This window comes from Hymenobacter setariae, from assembly GCF_007713685.1.
Taxonomy (GTDB): domain Bacteria; phylum Bacteroidota; class Bacteroidia; order Cytophagales; family Hymenobacteraceae; genus Hymenobacter; species Hymenobacter setariae.
Genome location: NZ_VMRJ01000001.1, coordinates 1,111,189 through 1,129,084 on the forward strand (window position 1 = coordinate 1,111,189; position 17,896 = coordinate 1,129,084).

The 17,896-nt window shown below is 60.7% G+C and carries 16 protein-coding genes; 8 read left to right on the plus strand and 8 right to left on the minus strand.

Annotated features, from left to right (window positions below; genetic code table 11):
• Nucleotides 1-148 precede the first annotated feature (148 nt).
• Entirely contained in the window at nucleotides 149-1,030 is an 882-nt protein-coding gene (locus tag FNT36_RS04615) for a helix-turn-helix domain-containing protein (RefSeq protein ID WP_144844810.1), read from the plus strand.
• Nucleotides 1,031-1,184: 154 nt separating this feature from the next.
• Nucleotides 1,185-1,988 carry an SDR family oxidoreductase gene (locus FNT36_RS04620; RefSeq protein WP_233635682.1) on the plus strand — a complete coding sequence of 268 codons (804 nt, stop codon included), beginning with the start codon at nucleotides 1,185-1,187 and terminating at the stop codon, nucleotides 1,986-1,988.
• A 327-nt stretch (nucleotides 1,989-2,315) separates the two neighbouring features.
• On the opposite strand, the gene FNT36_RS04625 is transcribed toward FNT36_RS04620, so the two are convergent.
• Complete coding sequence (locus FNT36_RS04625) at nucleotides 2,316-2,804, minus strand: hypothetical protein (RefSeq protein WP_144844811.1); 489 nt, start codon at nucleotides 2,802-2,804, stop codon at nucleotides 2,316-2,318.
• Between the two features lie 240 nt (nucleotides 2,805-3,044).
• Between FNT36_RS04625 and FNT36_RS04630 the strand changes: the two genes are divergently transcribed.
• The 6 genes from FNT36_RS04630 (at nucleotide 3,045) to FNT36_RS04655 (ending at nucleotide 9,602) form a co-directional block, all read left to right on the plus strand.
• Nucleotides 3,045-3,569, plus strand: a complete 525-nt coding sequence (locus FNT36_RS04630; protein WP_144844813.1) for a hypothetical protein — start codon at nucleotides 3,045-3,047, stop codon at nucleotides 3,567-3,569.
• Nucleotides 3,570-3,747: 178 nt separating this feature from the next.
• Nucleotides 3,748-5,850, plus strand: coding sequence for a glycoside hydrolase family 97 protein (locus FNT36_RS04635; RefSeq protein ID WP_144844815.1), 2,103 nt, complete (start codon nucleotides 3,748-3,750; stop codon nucleotides 5,848-5,850).
• 32 nt (nucleotides 5,851-5,882) lie between these two features.
• Nucleotides 5,883-6,257, plus strand: coding sequence for an L-rhamnose mutarotase (locus tag FNT36_RS04640; protein ID WP_144844817.1), 375 nt, complete (start codon nucleotides 5,883-5,885; stop codon nucleotides 6,255-6,257).
• Between the two features lie 111 nt (nucleotides 6,258-6,368).
• Nucleotides 6,369-7,418 (plus strand): aldo/keto reductase, encoded by a 1,050-nt coding sequence (locus FNT36_RS04645; protein WP_144844819.1) that lies wholly within the window; start codon nucleotides 6,369-6,371, stop codon nucleotides 7,416-7,418.
• 111 nt (nucleotides 7,419-7,529) lie between these two features.
• Nucleotides 7,530-8,525, plus strand: coding sequence for an aldo/keto reductase (locus FNT36_RS04650; protein WP_144844821.1), 996 nt, complete (start codon nucleotides 7,530-7,532; stop codon nucleotides 8,523-8,525).
• A gap of 156 nt (nucleotides 8,526-8,681) precedes the next feature.
• Complete coding sequence (locus FNT36_RS04655; protein ID WP_144844823.1) at nucleotides 8,682-9,602, plus strand: helix-turn-helix domain-containing protein; 921 nt, start codon at nucleotides 8,682-8,684, stop codon at nucleotides 9,600-9,602.
• 111 nt (nucleotides 9,603-9,713) lie between these two features.
• On the opposite strand, the gene eutC is transcribed toward FNT36_RS04655, so the two are convergent.
• From eutC to FNT36_RS04690, 7 genes are all read right to left on the minus strand, one after another.
• Nucleotides 9,714-10,481 (minus strand): ethanolamine ammonia-lyase subunit EutC, encoded by a 768-nt coding sequence (eutC, locus tag FNT36_RS04660; RefSeq protein WP_144844825.1) that lies wholly within the window; start codon nucleotides 10,479-10,481, stop codon nucleotides 9,714-9,716.
• A gap of 148 nt (nucleotides 10,482-10,629) precedes the next feature.
• Nucleotides 10,630-12,012, minus strand: a complete 1,383-nt coding sequence (locus FNT36_RS04665) for an ethanolamine ammonia-lyase subunit EutB (RefSeq protein WP_144844827.1) — start codon at nucleotides 12,010-12,012, stop codon at nucleotides 10,630-10,632.
• 155 nt (nucleotides 12,013-12,167) lie between these two features.
• The gene (gene eat, locus FNT36_RS04670; RefSeq protein WP_144844829.1) at nucleotides 12,168-13,463 is read right to left on the minus strand and encodes an ethanolamine permease; all 1,296 of its coding nucleotides are present in this window, start codon (nucleotides 13,461-13,463) and stop codon (nucleotides 12,168-12,170) included.
• 218 nt (nucleotides 13,464-13,681) lie between these two features.
• Complete coding sequence (gene kduI, locus FNT36_RS04675) at nucleotides 13,682-14,512, minus strand: 5-dehydro-4-deoxy-D-glucuronate isomerase (protein ID WP_144844830.1); 831 nt, start codon at nucleotides 14,510-14,512, stop codon at nucleotides 13,682-13,684.
• Nucleotides 14,513-14,655: 143 nt separating this feature from the next.
• Complete coding sequence (locus tag FNT36_RS04680; protein ID WP_144844832.1) at nucleotides 14,656-15,426, minus strand: SDR family NAD(P)-dependent oxidoreductase; 771 nt, start codon at nucleotides 15,424-15,426, stop codon at nucleotides 14,656-14,658.
• 84 nt (nucleotides 15,427-15,510) lie between these two features.
• Nucleotides 15,511-17,421, minus strand: a complete 1,911-nt coding sequence (gene acs / locus FNT36_RS04685) for an acetate--CoA ligase (protein WP_144844834.1) — start codon at nucleotides 17,419-17,421, stop codon at nucleotides 15,511-15,513.
• An 82-nt stretch (nucleotides 17,422-17,503) separates the two neighbouring features.
• A complete protein-coding gene (locus tag FNT36_RS04690) occupies nucleotides 17,504-17,896 on the minus strand; it encodes a response regulator transcription factor (RefSeq protein ID WP_144844836.1) in 393 nt (130 codons plus the stop codon).

Genomic DNA, 17,896 nt, shown 5'->3' on the forward strand with positions numbered 1-17,896 from the left:
ATTCAACCTTGACCGCGGCCACGCTACCTTAGGCTACCACTTATCTCCCCAAGTTGAAGCCGGCCTGCTGAATTACATACTTTAGCTCGCTGTTCATTGCAACTAGACCACCCAACCAGTAGCAGAGCCACTTCTGTGCTTCTATCGCATGAGCCCTAGCCCCTCCCCCCTCCTCAATTTAGAGTTGAAGGGCTTCAAGGTGTACGAGAAAAACTTTACGCTGCAGGAGACGGAGCAGACACGACTTGCTGCACAGCTATTTAGCCGGCGCGACTATTACAAAGTGCTGTTGATGGAAAGCAAGTGCCTGATTCACTACGCGCACCAAAGCCTGGAGCTGGACGGGCAGTACTTGTTCTTTACCAATCCGCATATTCCCTATTCGCTGGAGCTGCGCACAGACCGGCTGCGCGCCCACGCCTGCTTGTTTACTGAGGAGTTTGTGAAAGCCGCCGACCGTTCGGAAAGCCTGCACCAGTCGCCGCTGTTTCGCATTGGCAGCCCCCCGCTATTTAAACTCCCTGCGCAGCAAGCCGAATATGTCAGAAGTATCTTTCACAAGATGTTGGCCGAGCAGCAAGGGGACTATCCGTTCAAGGGCGACCTGATTCGCACGTATGTGCAGTTGCTCATTCACGAGGCGCTGCACCTACAGCCAGTGGATACGTTTTTTCAACCTAAGAACGCCGCGACCCGCCTCACGTCGCTCTTTCTGGAACTGCTGGAGCGCCTGTTTCCGATTGAGCTTCCAACGCAGCAGTTGCCCCTCAAAACGCCGCAGGAATTTGCCGACCGGCTGGCTGTGCAAGTCAATCACCTCAACAAAGCCGTGAAGCAGGTAACGGGCAAGCCGACCAGTGCTCACATTGCCGGCCGCATCCTAGACGAGGCCAAGGCACTTCTACAGCACACCGACTGGAGCGTCGCCAGCATTGCCGCTTGCCTCGGCTTTGAATACCCTACTTACTTCAACAACTTCTTCAAGAAGCACACCGGCCACACGCCCCTCTCCCTCCGCCGCAAGGCCTAAGCGGACTTGGTGGGCCCCGCTGCCCCGTCGGCGCACCCTAGGTAGCTGCCGCGCCTGGGTAAGCATGGCATGTTTTGTATACTTTTTAGATTGATTTCAGTTACCTGCCCGTTTGAGCAGGCCTGGAACTTTGCATCTGTCTTTTATCAAGAAAATGAGTCAGATGGAAAGCAACCAAAATCAATATCAAGACCTCGCTGGTAAAACGGCGTTGGTAACGGGTGGCACCAAAGGCATTGGCAAAGCCATTGCGGACAAGTTGAGCCAAGCAGGCGCCCAGGTTATTATTACCGCCCGCCAGCATCCTGAAGAAACCAAACTGGCCCATCATTTTATCGCGGCCGATTTGACCCAGCCGCAACAGGTAGACCAGCTCGCCCAGGCCATCAACGAAAGGTTTGGAGGCCTAGATATTCTAATTGATAATATCGGCGGCGTGACGGCGCCAGGTGGAGGATTTAGTAGCTTAACGGACCAGCACTGGGAGCAGGAGTTGCAATTCAACTTACTGGCTGCTATTCGACTAGACCGCGCGCTGCTACCCAGCATGATAGCGAGAAAAAGCGGGGTGATTATTCACGTCTCGTCAGTGGCTGGTGTAAAGCCCGTGTGGTATCAGAATATGGCGTATGCCGTGTCTAAAGCAGGGTTAAATGCTTACAGCAAAGCGCTTTCTACTGAACTTGCCCCCCAGGGCATACGCGTGTTGACCGTTTCGCCAGGGGCAACCAACACGCCCCTGATGCAACAACTCATTCAGAAGGCGGCGGCCACTTCCGGCCTCAGTGCAGAGGAAACCTTTCAACAAATGGCGGCTCGCGTGGGCGGTATTCCCATGGGGCGCATGGCGGAACCGAAGGAAGTTGCTTCGCTGGTGTATTTTCTGGCTTCACCTGCCGCATCCTACTTAACCGGCGCCAACTACTTAGTTGATGGAGGTATTGTGCCAGTAGTATAAGCTTGGCGAAGGACTGGACTTAATTTAGCAGCCGAACGGTTGGGCGATAACGGCACTATTCCTGCCAGCTACCAGCCGACGTGCGCGGCAATGGCCTGCGTTCCCTAGGTCCCTTACCATACTCTTTGTCAGTTACTAACGCAAGCCCAAGGGCAGCGCGCCTAAATTCTATACAACTACCTTAAAAGCTGTCATACTGAATCTGCGAAGCATCTTTTCACGCTAGGGTTAATAACCGTGAAAAGATGCTTCGCAAGCTCAGCATGACAGTTTTTGTGCTTTAGGGCCAAAAGCTCGCTAGGCGCTTCGGTCGCTTTACGCAGAGGCCTACTCGTCCTCGGTTGGGTTGGGTGTATTCAGCCCTAGGTGCTGGCTTTGAGAAGCCGCGGGCTGGTCGGGTGCCTGGCCGCCGTAGCCCCCGGTATAGGGGTTTTGGTCGGTATCTGTTTGGCGGTCGCTCAGGTCTTCGCGGCCGCCGCTACTGCCTACCCCACCCCGTTGGCTGCTCTGGTCGTAGCCACGGTCTTCGTCGCCGGTATCGGCAGTCTGGCCCATGCCCATGCTGCGGCCCACGTCGCCGTAATGGCCGCCGGGAGCGGCGCCTTGCTGCCGTTGCTGGTCGAAGTCGGAGCCCTGAGCTGTTTTGGCCTCGGAGCTTGCATCTTGCTGGGCCGATGCACTATCTGTATCAGCTAGCACCGGCGACATGTCGTGGGCATCGTCGCGCGAGGTGGTGGCGGGGCCTTGGTCGGCGCCCAATTGGGTGGGGTCTGGCGGGCGCTGTTGCTCGCCTGCGGGTTGGTCGGAGGTAGCCATAAGTGGGTAGGAAAAGAATGGTGTGAAGCACGCAACAAGAGCACTGAAAAGCAACTCCCGGCGGCGTATCCTTTCTATAGCCTACTGCGCTCACGGCAGAAAGTTGCGGGTGGCTGGTGGTGCTATCACCCGTTGGGCGTGCTGCCTAGCCGGCCAGCGCCCATATTTCTGCTACCTTAAGGCTCATACCGATGCCGCAAGCGTCGCTAATAAGTCTCATTCCTCTGTAATCCTCACTTTATGCCTGCCTCCTCTGCTACCTTACTAGTACTTGGCGCTTGCCTGCTAGCACCTTGCTCCTACGGCCAGGCTGGCCCGGCTGCCAAAGCCAGAACGACACCTGACACTAGCACTACGCGCGGCACTGCCTACTCTATTCCGCTGGGGCCCTTGGCCAGCCAGCGCTTAGTCAAGCCCGAACGTGTCTTCCAGGGGCCAGCTCATTACGCGGCAACACTACCCGTGCGGCGCAATAAAGAAGGCCGCATTGGCATCACGGTGGCAGTCAACCCCCAAGCGCACAGCGTGCAGAAACTAGACGCGCTCCTCCTTCCACTCGACGCTGCGGTGACCTACCGCCAGCTTGGCCAGGGCATTGGCCGTTACGATGCACCCACGGGCCGTTATTATTTCAGCGCGGTTTACCAAACCATTCGCAAGCTGCCTAATGGCTACATCAATTATGACCCCGGCCGGGTGATTACGGGCTGGGTCAAGCCTGGCACCTCGCAGGCGGCAGTAGCCGACGAAGCTATTCCTAATTAAGGGAGCCGGTAAAAGCACCTGGCTTAGGGTCAGCCGAATAAGTCTGGACCAGCTACCGTGAGCACTCCGGCGCGGCGCTATCACCAGCAACTTTGCAGAAATAAATCGGGTGCCGGCCGGCAACCTGCGGAGGCAAACCGTAGACTATGGCCTAGCTCCGAAATCGATTTCTGAAAGAATGCACAAGTCTTTGTTTGTACTGCTACTAGCCGCTGGCTTGCGGGCGGCCGCGCAGTCCCCTACCCCACTCACCGCCCGCCTCGACAAGGTGAGCCTCAGCTTCGCCCTAGGTGCCAATGGGCAGCCTTCTTATAGCATAGCCTACGGCCAGAAGCCGGTGGTGCAGCCCTCGCGCTTGGGGCTGGTATTCCAAGATAACCAAGGCTTTGATGGCGCGCTGACCCTGACGGGCAGCGAGGTGAAGGACGTAGATGAAACCTGGCAGCCGGTGTGGGGCGAGGTTAAGAACATCCGCAACCACTACCAGCAACTGACGGTGCACCTGCGCCAAAAAGCCGCTCCCGGCCGCCGCCTGGACGTGGTATTTCGGGTCTTTGCCGATGGTGTGGGCTTTCGCTACGAGTTTCCGCGGCAGCAGGCGCTCGGCAACTTCGTGGTACTGGACGAGCTTACTGAGTTTGCCCTGCCCGCCGACCACCAGGCCTTCTGGATACCCGGCGACTATGACACCAACGAGTACCTCTACACCAAGTCGCGGCTGAGCGCGGTTGATAATTCGGCGCAGGTGAAGTCCTCGACCGAGATTGCGGTGCGCGTAGCACCCGATGCGCAGGCCGTAGCCACGCCGCTCATGCTCAAGGCCGATAACGGCCTGTACATCAACATTCACGAAGCAGCGCAGGTCAACTACCCGGCCATGCAGCTGCATGTGGACCGGGCCAGCCACCGCCTCACGGCCCGGCTGGTGCCCGATGCGGTGGGTAGCAAGGCCTTCTTGCACGCGCCTGCTAATACGCCCTGGCGCACAGTCATTGTCAGCGATAAGGCTACTGATATCCTAGCCTCGAAGCTAATTCTTAACCTCAACGAACCTAGCAAGCTCGCCAACACCGATTGGATTAAGCCCATGAAATTTGTGGGCGTGTGGTGGGAAATGCAGATTGGCAAGTCGGACTGGAAGTACGCTAACAGCCTCGACACGCTCGATGCCAAGGGCCAGCTCATCCCGACCGGCCGCCACGGCGCCAACACCCAAAACGTGAAGCGCTACATCGACTTTGCCGCGCAGCACCACCTAGGCGGCGTACTAGTAGAGGGTTGGAACACCGGCTGGGAAGACTGGTTTGGCAACTGGAAGGAGAACGTATTCGACTTCGTGACGCCCTACCCCGATTTCAACGTGCAAGAAATCAGCGACTACGCCAAGAGCAAAGGCGTGCAGATGATAATGCACAACGAAACCTCGGGCGCCGCCACCAACTACGAGCAGCACCTCGATACAGCCTATCAGTTCATGAACAAGTACGGCTACCCGGCCGTGAAAACGGGCTACGTGGGCCGCATCATCCCGAGGGGCGAGCACCACGACGGGCAGTGGATGAGCAACCACTTTGTACGGGTGGCCGAAATGGCCGCCAAGCACCACGTCGCGGTCGATATGCACGAGTCGGTGCGCCCCACCGGCCTCTCTCGCACCTACCCCAACTGGATGGCCAGCGAGGCCGGCCGCGGCAACGAGTACAACGCCTTCAGCATCGGCAGCCCGCCTGAGCACGAGACCATTATGCCTTTCACCCGCTTCATGGGCGGGCCGATGGACTACACGCCCGGCATCTTCAAGCTGCAGAATTACGAACCCACCGGCAAGCGCCAGGTGCAAACCACGCTAGCCAAGCAATTGGCCCTGTACGTGGTGCTGTACTCGCCCCTGCAAATGGCTGCCGACCTGCCCGAAAACTACAACGAGCACCTCGACGCCTTTCAGTTTATCGAAGACGTGCCAGTGGATTGGGACGATACGCGCATCGTGGCCGCCGAGCCCGGCGACTACCTCACCACCGCCCGCAAGGCCAAAGGCAAGGATGAGTGGTACCTAGGCAGCATCACCGACGAAAATGCCCGCCAGCAGCCCGTGAAGCTGGATTTTCTGACGCCCGGCCGCCGCTACCAAGCCACCATCTACGCCGATGGGAAGGGCGCCGATTGGCAAAAAAACCCTGCAGCCTATCAGATTACGAAGCAGGTCGTGACCAGTAAATCGACCCTCACGCTGCGGCTGGCACCGGGCGGCGGGGCCGCCGTCAGCTTCAAGCCGCTGTAAGTTTGGCTTCCCCACCACGCTTTTTACCCCTCATGGAATATCCAGAAGCCGCCCGCCCTACCCCTTTCAAACGCTATTGCAAAACCCTGAACCTGCAAGCCGATGCGGAGCTGATAGCCGCTTACCGCAAGCTGCATACGCCCGAAGGCGTATGGCCCGAGATAGCGCAGGGCATGCGGGAAATAGGCATCCTGGACATGGAGATATACCTGCTTGGCAACCAAGCGTTCATGATAATGGACACGGTGCCCGACTTTGACCACGACCAAGCCATGCAGGTGCTGGCCACCAAGCCCCGCCAAGCCGAATGGGAGCAAGTAGTAGCCGCCTGCCAGCAAACTACCGCCAACGCTACTGCGGCCGAAAAATGGCAACTGATGGAGCGCATCTACAAGATGGAAGTATAGTCCTGTTTTTTGTGTAGCAGAAGCTACGATTTGTGTAGGCGGCCCCAGCCGATTTACGTGGACCTTTGAAGAACCTAAGCGCGGACTTACTCGCGCTTAGGTTCTTTGCTTATGAATCTTACTGATTTTCGCACCCTAGGGCGCTCGGGCCTGGTAGTGAGCCCGCTGGCGCTGGGCACCATGACGTTTGGCACCCCGCGCTGGGGCTCGGCCGACGACGTTTCCGAAAGCATTTTCCAGGCCTACGTGGAGGCTGGTGGCAATTTTATTGACACCGCCGATGTGTACGCCAAAGGCCGCAGTGAGGAGCTAGTGGGCGGCTACATCGCCAGCCGCGGCCTGCGCGACCAGCTGGTACTAGCCACCAAGTTTGGCTTCAATACCCAGCCCGGCAACCCCCACGCGGGCGGCAATGGGCGCAAGCACATCCACCAAGCCCTCGAAGGCTCGCTACGCCGCCTAGGTACCGATTACATCGACCTGTACTGGCTGCACGTGTGGGACATGGTGACGCCCGTAGAAGAGGTCTTACAGACCCTAGGCGACCTAGTGCGCGCCGGCAAAATCCGCTACTTTGGCTTTTCCGACATGCCGGCTTGGTACGCTACCAAGGCCGCCACGTTGGCCCAGGCCCACGGCGTGCCCGGCCCCATCGCCATGCAGATGGAGTACTCGCTGGTAGCGCGCACCCTCGAAACCGAGCACGTGCCCGCCGCCCGCGAGTGCGGCCTGGGCATCGTGCCGTGGAGCCCACTCGCGGCAGGCTTCTTAGCCGGCAAGTACGAGCGCGCCGAAGCAGGTGCCACCGGCGAAGGCCGGCTCAGCGGTCCTAATCCATTCGGCAATACGAAGTTTAACGACCGCAACTGGCAGGTGCTCGACGTGCTGCGCCAAGTAGCTACCGAGGCCGGCCAGCCGCTGGCCCAAGTAGCTTTGGCCTGGGCGCTAACCCGACCGGGCGTTAGCTCGCTCATCGTGGGAGCCAGCAAACTGGAGCAGCTGCGAGATAACATGGCGGCGTTGGAAATCCAGCTTACGCCCGAGCAGCTGCGCGCGCTGAATGCCGGCAGCGTGCCCGACCCAGCTTTCCCGGAGGGGTTCTTCTCGGCGGGACTTCAGCGCGGCATTTTCGGGGGGCACGCAGTGCAGGGTTGGCAGTAGCGGCCCTAGGGTAGCCGTGTTTTGTGTTGCAAAAGCACGATTTTGTATAAGCCCCGCCCTAGGTAGCTGCCGGACCTTTGTTAGGTAAAACAACCAGTTTACCAACTCCTTATGAATACCCTCAAACGAGTAGCCTTGGGCACCCAGGGCCTAGAAGTACCCATCGAAGGCCTAGGCTGCATGGGCATGACGGGCGGCATCAACGGCATGAGCGTGTACGGCGAAGCCGACGAAGCCGAGAGCCTGGCCACCCTGCACCGCGCCCTAGAGCTAGGCGTGGACATGCTCGACACCGCCGACCTCTACGGCCCGATGCTCAACGAGCGCCTGGTGGGCAAGGCCATTGCCGGCCAGCGCGACAAGTTCACAATCGCCACCAAGTTCGGCTTTGAGGTGGACGATAACGAGCAGTGGACCGGCGGCTACAATGGCCGGCCCGAGTACGTGCGCAAGTCCATCGAGCGCTCCTTGCGCAACCTAGGCACCGACTACGTGGACCTCTACTACCTACACCGCATCGACCCCAACACGCCCATTATGGAAACCGTGGGCGCCATGAGCCGCCTCGTGGAAGAAGGTAAAGTGCGCTACTTAGGCCTGAGCGAAGTGTCGGCCGACGTGCTGCGCCAGGTGCACGCCGTGCACCCCATCACGGCCCTGCAAACCGAGTACTCGCTCTTCGACCGCCACGTGGAGGAAGAAGGCATTTTGGAAGCCGCCCGCGAGCTGGGTATCGGCTTCGTGGCGTACTCGCCCCTAGGTCGAGGGTTTTTGTCGGGCGACATCAAGACGCCCGACGACTTCGAGCCCTCCGATTCGCGCCGGTTTTTCCCGCGCTACCAGGGCGAGAACTTCTATAAGAACCTGGAGCTGGTGCAGAAGCTGCAAATCCTGGCCGCGGCCAAGGGCGTCACCGCGTCGCAGTTGGCGCTGGCCTGGGTGCTGGCGCAGGGCGTGGTGGCCATCCCGGGTACCAAGCGCCGCAAGTACTTGGAGCAGAACGTAGCCGCCGCCAGCATCACGCTGACTCCGCAGGAACTAGCCGACCTCGACGCCATCATGCCGGTAGGCAGCGCGGTGGGCGCGGCCTACCCGGCAGGACTGTAACTTGCTAACTACAACCTAAAATAACGTTTGTCATGCTGAGTCTGTCGAAGCATCTCTACTGCACCGTTGGATGAAGCAGTAGAGATGCTTCGACAAGCTCAGCATGACAAACGTTATTTGACTATCCCATTCTAAAAGAAGACAATATTCTTAGCTATGAAACCAGCCGCCAACGACTTGCAGGTGCTTCACACCGTTACGGAATATGCCCGGTTTTGCGGGTTGGAGGCACCGCGGCACCCGCTGCTTACTATCATTGACCTGGCCACGACGCGGGGCCAGCCGCGCCCCACGGGCATGACCCCGATAGTGCAGCAGTTTTACACTATTTGGCTCAAAAAGGGCATCAAAGGCACTATCTATTACGGGCGGCAGTCCTACGACTTCGGCGAAGGCGTACTAGGCTTTCAGGCGCCGGGCCAGGTCTTCGCCATCGACGAAACGCTGGACCTCTCCGAAATCAGCGGCTGGGGACTGGTAATTCATCCCGACTTTCTGCACAAGCACCCCCTAGGTAAGAAAATAGCGAGTTACAGCTTTTTCTCTTACCAGGTGCACGAAGCACTACACCTGTCGGCGCAGGAAGAACGGGTGCTCGACGGCATCCTCACCGGCATCCGGCACGAGTACGAGCAGCCCATCGATTCCTTTAGCCAAGACGTGCTCGTGTCGCAGCTAGAGGTGCTGCTCAACTACGCCAACCGCTTCTACCACCGCCAGTTCTTGACGCGGCGGCCGGCCGAGCACGACCTGCTCAGCCGCTTCGAAGGGCTGCTGACGGATTATTTTGCCCAGAGCGGCGAGCAGCCATTGCCCACCGTGCAGCACTTTGCCGACGCGCTGCACGTATCGCCGGCCTACCTCAGCGACATGCTGCGCACCCTCACCGGCCAAACCACCCAGCAGCACATTCACTACGGCCTCATTGAGAAAGCCAAGCAACTGCTGCTCAGCACGTCGCTTTCTATCAACGAGACGGCTTTTCAGCTGGGCTTTGAATACCCGCAGTACTTTACGCGGTTATTCAAAAGCAAAACTGGCCTGACGCCGGCCGCCTTCCGCCTCTCGGCGCAGTAGCGCCTAGGCCGGTATTGGAAATGTACCGTGGACTCTGCGAGTCCGCGCGTGAGAAGCTGCCCTGAGGCGAACAACTCGCGGACCCGCAGGGTCCACGGTACAACAAGGTCATTACTCGGTCAGCAAATCGGCTTGGTCTTTCAGGGCCACGCCCGAAAGTTGGCGCCGCAATGCCTCGCGCAGGAGCCAGCTTAGCTTGGCCGCGGCAGCCGCATAGGGTAGCCCGGCCGAGCGGATATTCGACACGCAATTGCGCGCCTCGTCGGTGAGGCCGGGCCGCGGGCCGTAGGTGAAATAGGCACCTAGGCTGTCGGGTGCGCTCAGCCCCGGCCGCTCGCCGATGAGCACCAGCACCAGCCGCGCCCTCAGCAGGTGGCCGATTTCGTCGCCTAGGGCCACGCGCGCCTGTTCGGCCAGCACGAGCGGCCCCAGGTGCAGGCCCGTAGCGCGCAACTCTGGCAGCAATAGGCCCAGCAGCGGCACGGCGTGCGCGTTGATGGCGGTGGCCGACAAGCCATCGGCCAGCACAATGGCCACGTCGCATTCAGCGTCAGCGACTAGGTGAGCTTTTGACTCTTCGGCTAATTGGCGGCCGTGGTCGGGGCGCTGAAGGTACTCTTGGCGGTTTTGAGCTCGGCTGCTTACCTGGTGCAAAGGCAGACCTAGGGTGGCTAATTCAGCTAACAGTCGCTCCGTATCTAGCACCGAGTACACGGCATCGCGGGCGTGGGCGTGGGCCAGCTTGAAGGCCAGCGCCTCGTGCAGGGGCACGCTGGCACCCGTGCGCCCTAGGGCGATGCGGGCGGCGGTGAAGGCGCGCAGGCTGGCCCACGGGTCGGGCTCCGGGGCAGCGGGCGGTAGGTCGGGCAGGTTGCTCATGGCAAAGATTTCAGAATACCGACTTGGACTATATGCCTGTCATTGCGAGGAGGCCCGACGAAGCAATCGCACCTGAGCGGCACCTAGGCGAGCTCGTTCTGATGCGATTGCCTCGCTTTGCTCGCAATGACAAATGATTTTATTCGCACTAGCGCAGCGCGGGCGGCAGCTGGCCCAATAAACGCGCCGATGCAGCGGGCAGCAATTGCCCTTGCGCACTGAAAATACCTTGTTGCGCCAGCCACGCTTCAAACTCGGGCGCGGGGCGCAAACCTAGCACCTGCCGCACGTATAGCGCATCGTGGAAGGACGTGGACTGGTAGCCGAGCATAATATCATCGGCCCCCGGAATGCCCATGATGTAGTTGCAGCCGGCCACGCCGAGCAGCGTCAGCAGCGTGTCCATGTCGTCTTGGTCAGCCTCGGCGTGGTTGGTGTAGCACACGTCTACGCCCATCGGCAGGCCCAGGAGCTTGCCGCAAAAGTGGTCTTCGAGGGCCGCCCTGATGATTTGCTTGCCATCGTAGAGGTACTCGGGGCCGATGAAGCCGACCACCGTATTGACGAGCAGCGGCCGAAAGCGCCGGGCCACGGCGTAGGCGCGGGCCTCGCAGGTTTGCTGGTCGAGGCCGTGGTGGGCATTGGCCGATAGCGAGCTGCCCTGTCCGGTTTCGAAGTACATCACATCCTGGCCCAGCGTGCCGCGGCCCAGGCTGAGCGTGGCTTCGTGCGCCTCTTGCAGCAGCCCTAGGTTGATGCCAAAGCTCGTGTTGGTGGCCTCGGTACCGCCGATGGATTGAAAGGTCAAATCGACGGGCACGCCCTGCTCGATGAGCTGCAAGGAAGTCGTGACGTGGCACAGCACGCACGACTGCGTCGGGATGGCGTACTGCTCGCGCACGGCGTCGAGCATGTACAGTAAGTCGCTCACCGCCTTAGGATTGTCGGTGGCCGGGTTGATACCTAGCACGGCATCGCCGCTACCGTAGAGCAGGCCATCGACGAGGCTGGCGGCGATGCCGCGCAGGTCGTCGGTGGGGTGGTTGGGCTGCAGGCGGGTGGCCAAGTGCCCGCGCAGCCCCAGGGTATTGCGAAAGCGCGTGATGACCTCGACGCGCCGGGCCACGGCAATCAGCTCCTGGTTGCGCAGCAGCTTGCTCACGGCGGCCACCATCTCGGGCGTGAGGCCGGGCGCCAGCGCATGCAGCGCAGTGGCATCGGCCGCGTCCGACACGAGGTAATCGCGCAGCTGCCCCACCGTGAAGTGTGCGATGGGGGCAAACGCTGCCGCGTCGTGCGTGTCTAGTATCAGGCGCGTAACCTCATCTTGCTCGTAGGGCACCAGCGGCTCGTGCAGAAAGGTGCGCAGCGGCACATCGGCTAGGGCGTACTGGGCAGCCACGCGCTCTTCGTAGGTGGCGGCGGCCACGCCGGCCAGCACGTCGCCCGAGCGCAGCGGCGTGGCGCGGGCGAGCAGCGTTTTCAGGTCGTTGAAGACGTAGGCGCGCTGGCCGATGGTGTGGCGATACATGGGTTCAATGAGCAATTACCAATGAGCAAGTAGCATAGCTTCACCATTCAGGGTAGAGACGCAATACCTTGCGTCTTGCGCTAGAGTACGTTGCTGAACAACGCAAGACGCAAGGTATTGCGTCTCTACCCTGAATGGCGATGCCCGGCGGGGACCTACGCCTTACCACGCCCCAGCAGCCGATACAGCATCATAGACACCAACAGCCCCGCTAGGAAGATACCACTAAGCAGTAAATTACTATAAACCAAGGCCCCTAGGCTCACCAATGCCAGTACCAGCGCCACTAGCGGCACCAACGGGTAACCCGGCACGGCAAAGGGCCGCGCCAGCGCCGGCTCGCGGCGGCGCAGGACAAACAGGCTCACCAAGCTCACGATGTACATTACCAGCGCGCCCAGCACCGAGAGGATAATGACTTGCGCGGTGGTGCCCGTGAGTAGTGCCAGCAGCCCTACCCCACCGCCCGCCACCAGCGCCCAGTGCGGGGCGCCCCGGCCATTGAGCCGCGCCAAAAAACCCGGCAGATAGCCGCCGCGCGCCAGCGCGAACACCTGCCGCGAGTAGCCAATGATAGTGCCGTGAAACGACGCCACCAGCCCAAACAACCCGATGCTGGCGAAGAACTTGGTGAGTGGGCTGTCTTTGCCCAGCACCAGTGCCAGGGCCTCGGGCAGGGGGTAGTCGAGGTGACTGAGGCGGCGCCAATCGGTAGCGCCCCCCGTGAGCACCATCACGCCCAGGGCCAGCAGCACCAGCGTGCTCAGGCCGTAGCCGTAGCCCAGGGGCAGCGTGCGGCGGGGGTCTTTCACTTCCTCGGCTACCATCGCCACGCCCTCGATGGCCAGGTAAAACCAGATGGCAAACGGCAGCGCCGCCAGCACGCCTGTCAGTTGCAGCGGCACTGGGTGCGCCAGAAAATTGGCCATCCGAAAGTGGGGCGCCAGCACCCCCATGAAGACCAGCAGCTCGGCCACCGCCAGCACCGTGACCACCAGCGAGAACCGAGCCGACTCTTTGATGCCGAGCAAATTGATAATCGTGAACACCACGTAGCAGCCCACCGCCGTGCCCAGCACCGGCACCCTAGGGTGCAAAAAGTGCCCGTAGCTACCCAGCGCCAGCGCAATAGCTGGCGGCGCTAGCAGAAACTCGACTAAGGTGGCGTAGCCAGCCACCAGCCCACCTAGGGGCCCCAGCGCCCGGTGCGCGTAGGCAAACGGCCCTCCCGCCTGCGGGATGGCCGTGGTAAGTTCCGTGAAGCTAAGAATGAAGGTGATGTAGAGCACCGTCACGACCAGCGTGGCCACCAGCAGTCCTACCGGGCCAGCTTCTGCCCAGCCCAGGTTCCAGCCAAAGTATTCGCCCGAAATAACCAGGCCTACCGCGATGGCCCACAAACCCAGTGGCGTCAGCGTTTTCTGGAGGCTGGGGACGACGGACTGAGACATAGGCTAGTGCTAGGTGACGAAGCGCTAAGGTCAGCCGTATTAAGCTAATAATCACTATGAGTAGCCGATTCCGGCGCCTTTTCGTCGCACAGGGCGCAGCGGCTAGCGCACGGGGGCGCGGAGGCTGCGTGGCTGGCTACTCACACCAACGCCTACCCTACTGCCCCGTTTAAGAAGCAGAAGAGTAGGCGTTTGAATAATATTACGCAGTGGGTTTACTACCGCAGGTCGGCTAGGGCCACCGCGTCCATGTCGGTGTACTCCAGGTTTTCGCCGGCCATGCCCCAAATGAAGGCGTAGGCGGCCGAGCCGCAGCCGGTGTGAATAGACCACGGCGGCGACAAGATGGCCTGCTCATTGCTGACCCACAGCGGACGGGTTTCCTGCGGCTCGCCCAGCAAGTGCAGTACGCGCTGGCCGTCGTTCATGTTGAAATACAGGTAAGCCTCCATGCGGCGGTCGTGCACGTGCGAGGGCATGGTGTTCCACACCGAGCCGGTCTTGAGTTGGGTGAGGCCCATCACGAGCTGGCAGCTCGCGATGCCTTCGTTGTAGATATACTTGTAGATGGTGCGCTCGTTGGCGGTTTCTTGGGCGCCCATTTGCACGGGCGTAGCCTCGGTCTGGGTGCGGCGGGTGGTGGGGTACTCTTTGTGCGCGGGCGCCGAAAGCAGGTAAAACTTGGCTGGCTCGGCGGCATTCACGCTCTTAAACTCTACTTGCTGGCTGCCTTTGCCCACGTACAGGCAATCTTGGTTGCCTAGGTCGTAGGTGGTACCATCGACCACGATTTGGCCCGCGCCACCCACGTTGAGGGCGCCCAGCTCGCGGCGCTCTAGGAAGTAGTTGGCCTTGAGGTTGCCGGGATTCGGCAGCGGCAGGCCGGCCTCAGTGGGCATGGCGCCACCCACTATCATGCGGTCGTAGTGGGTGTAGGTCAGCTCGATGGCGCCGGGCGTGAAGATGTTTTCAATCAGGAAGTGCTCGCGCAAACCGGCCGTGTTCAGGCCGGCCGTTTCGCGGGCACTAATGGCAAAGCGTTGTGTCATAAATCGCAGATTCAAACGGAGTAAACGGATTTCGCAGGTACGCTTGGCTGTGCCAAGCTGATTGCTTTTGATGTCGGTTATTGCTTTCTAGGTGACGATGTTGCGTGCTCGCCACGCATGGTGGCGCGTGCAACTGCCTGAACTTACCTGCCCATCCAGCCGCCGTCTACGGTGAGGATGGTACCGTGCACGTAGGCGCCGGCTTCGGAAGCGAGAAATACGACCGGACCTTTGAAGTCAGCGGCTTCGCCCCAGCGGCCGGCCGGAATGCGACCTAGAATGCTGGCCGAGCGGTCGGGGTCGTTGCGCAGGGCCTCAGTGTTGTCGGTGGCGATGTAGCCCGGCGCGATGCCGTTCACGTTCACGCCTTTGCCGGCCCACTCGTTGGCCAGCGCTTTCACTACCGAGCCAATGGCACCTTTGCTAGCAGCGTAGCCCGGCACGTTGATACCACCTTGGAAGGTGAGTAGCGAGGCCGTAAAAATGATTTTACCCGAGCCCTGCTTCATCATGCGGCCGCCGATGGCGCGGGCCAGGCGGAAGGGCGAGTCGAGGTTGATGGCCAGCACGTCGTCCCAGTCTTGGTCGGAGTGCTCGGCGGCGGGCGCGCGACGGATGGTACCGGCGTTATTCACCAGAATATCAATCTGCTCGAAGTCGGCCAGCACCTGGGTGGTGAAGGCATCGGCGCTGGCGCGCTGGCTGAAATCGGCCTGGTAGGCGAAGAACTGCCGACCTAGGGCCCGCACTTGCTTGCCGGTCTCGCCACCGTCGGCAGCCATCGTGGCTGATACGCCAATGATGTCGGCGCCGGCCTCAGCGAGACCTAAGGCCATGCCCTGGCCGATGCCGCGGTTGCTGCCCGTGACTAAGGCGATTTTGCCGTCGAGGCGAAAGAGAGAATCTACACTCATAAGGTGGCGGGAAGTAAATCGATTGTGCCAAAAGTAAGAACGCCGCCCGCAGTACGGGCGGCGTTCTTTTATTTAAATCCGGGCTTATTTCTTGCCCGCCACAATCTCCTCTACTACCAGCGGGTCGAGCAGCGTGGTGGTGTCGCCTAGGTTCGAGGTTTCGCCCTCGGCCACCTTGCGCAGGATGCGGCGCATGATTTTGCCCGAGCGGGTTTTGGGCAAGCCACTCACCAGCTGAATCTTATCGGGCTTAGCGATGCGGCCGATGTGGGCCACCACCGCCTCGATGATGCTACCCTCCACGCGCTGACGGTCGAGGTCATTGTCGGGCAGGCCGTTGCGGCAAATGACGTAGGCGTAGATGCCCTGGCCCTTCACGTCGTGGGGGTAGCCCACCACGGCGCTTTCCACCACATCGGGGCTTTCGTTGATGGCGCTCTCAATTTCGGCGGTGCCGAAGCGGTGGCCACTGACGTTTATCACGTCATCGACGCGGCCAATGATGCGGTACAGGCCCTGCTCGTCGCGGCGGGCGCCGTCGCCGGTGAAGTAGTAGCCGGGATAGGGCTGAAAGTACACCTGGCGGGCGCGCTCGTGGTCGCCCCAAGTGGTGCGAATAACGCCCGGCCAGCTGGCCTTAATGGCCAGGTAGCCTTCCTGGTCATTGCCTTCCAACTCGGTGCCTTCCTGGCTCAGCAGCACGGGCTGCACGCCGGGCAGCGGCAGGCCGGCGCGGGCGGGCACGCTGGGCGTGATGCCGGCCAGGGCCGAAATCATAATGCCGCCGGTTTCCGTCTGCCACCAGGTATCCACGATGGGGCAGCGGCCCTTGCCCACGTGCTGGTGGTACCAGTGCCACGCTTCCTCGTTAATGGGCTCGCCCACCGACCCTAGGACGCGCAAGCTGCTGAGCGAATAGGCCAGCACATGGTCGAGGGGCGCAGCCATGAGCGAGCGGATGGCCGTGGGCGCGGTGTAAAAAATCGAGACGTGGTGCTTGTCAATGACCTCCCAAAAGCGGCCCGGCGACGGGTACGTAGGCACCCCCTCAAACAGCAGCGAGGTGCTGCCGCTCAATAGCGGGCCGTAGAGCAAATAGGTGTGGCCCGTGACCCAACCGATGTCGGCGGTGCACCAGTAAATGTCGTTTTCCTCAACCTGAAATACGTTTTGGAACGTGTACTGGGCCCACACCATGTAGCCGGCCTGGGTGTGCACCACGCCCTTGGGCTTGCCGGTGCTTCCGCTAGTGTAGAGGATAAACAGCGGGTCCTCGGCCGCCATTTCCACGGCTGGGCAGGCTTTGGCCACGTTCCGCACTTCGTCGTGAAACCAGATGTCGCGGTCTTCTTTCATTTGCACGGGCCAGCCGGTGTGCTCCACCACCAGCACGCCGCGCACGCTGGGGCAGGTGAGTAGCGCATCATCGACCACGCTCTTCACGGGGATTTGCTTGGCGCCGCGGTTCAGGCCGTCGGCCGTGACCACGAAGGAGGCTTCAGCGTCGTTCACACGGTCGGCGATGGCCGAAGCCGAGAAGCCCGCGAACACTACTGAGTGCACCGCCCCGATGCGGGCGCAGGCCAACGTGGTCACAGCCAGCTCGGGTATCATGGGCATGTAGATAACCACGCGGTCGCCCTTCTTAACGCCGTTGTTGAGCAGCACGTTAGCCATTTGGCATACCTGCTCGTGCAATTCGCGGTAGGTCAGGCGGGTGTGGCGGTCTTTGGGGTCGTTGGGCTCGAAGATGATGGCCAGCTTGTTGGCGCGGGTGGCGAGATGGCGGTCGAGGCAGTTTTCGGTGATGTTGAGCGTGGCGCCCTCAAACCAAGTGCTGGTGCCCGCGGGCGAAAACTCGCCGCCACGCACCGTGTCCCACTTTTTGCGCCAGGTAAATTCTTCGGCCACGTTGCCCCAGTACATATCGGGGTGCTCGGCGGCCTGCTGGTAGGCGGCGTGGTATTCTTCGAGGGTGCGAATGCGAGAAGCCATTTTTAAGAGTTGGTTGGGAATTTAAGAATATGATGTTAGAAGTAATAGCCGCCTAGGTGGCGTTTGTCATGCAGCGCGCAAGCTAGGCAACGTGTGGACTCGCAGAGTCTGCGGTACTGAGCAGCTCGCGGACTTTTTCCATGAGCTGGCGGGTGCTGAAAGGCTTGGGAATATACAGGTCGGCGCCGGCCGCATAGCCCAACTGTACGTCGGCAGGTTGGCTTTTGGCCGAGAGGAAAATGACCTTGGTGGCGGCGCGGGCGGCATTATCCCGAATGGCGCGGCACACTTGGTAGCCATCCACATCGGGCATCATCACGTCGAGCAGCACTAGGTCGTAGGGCGTCTGGTCGATGGCGGCGAGGGCCTCGGTGCCATTGCGCGCAATGCCGACCTGGTAGCCATTTTTGCGCATCAGAAATTCGAGCGACATCACTATATTCGGCTCATCGTCAACGATTAATATTGCAGGCAT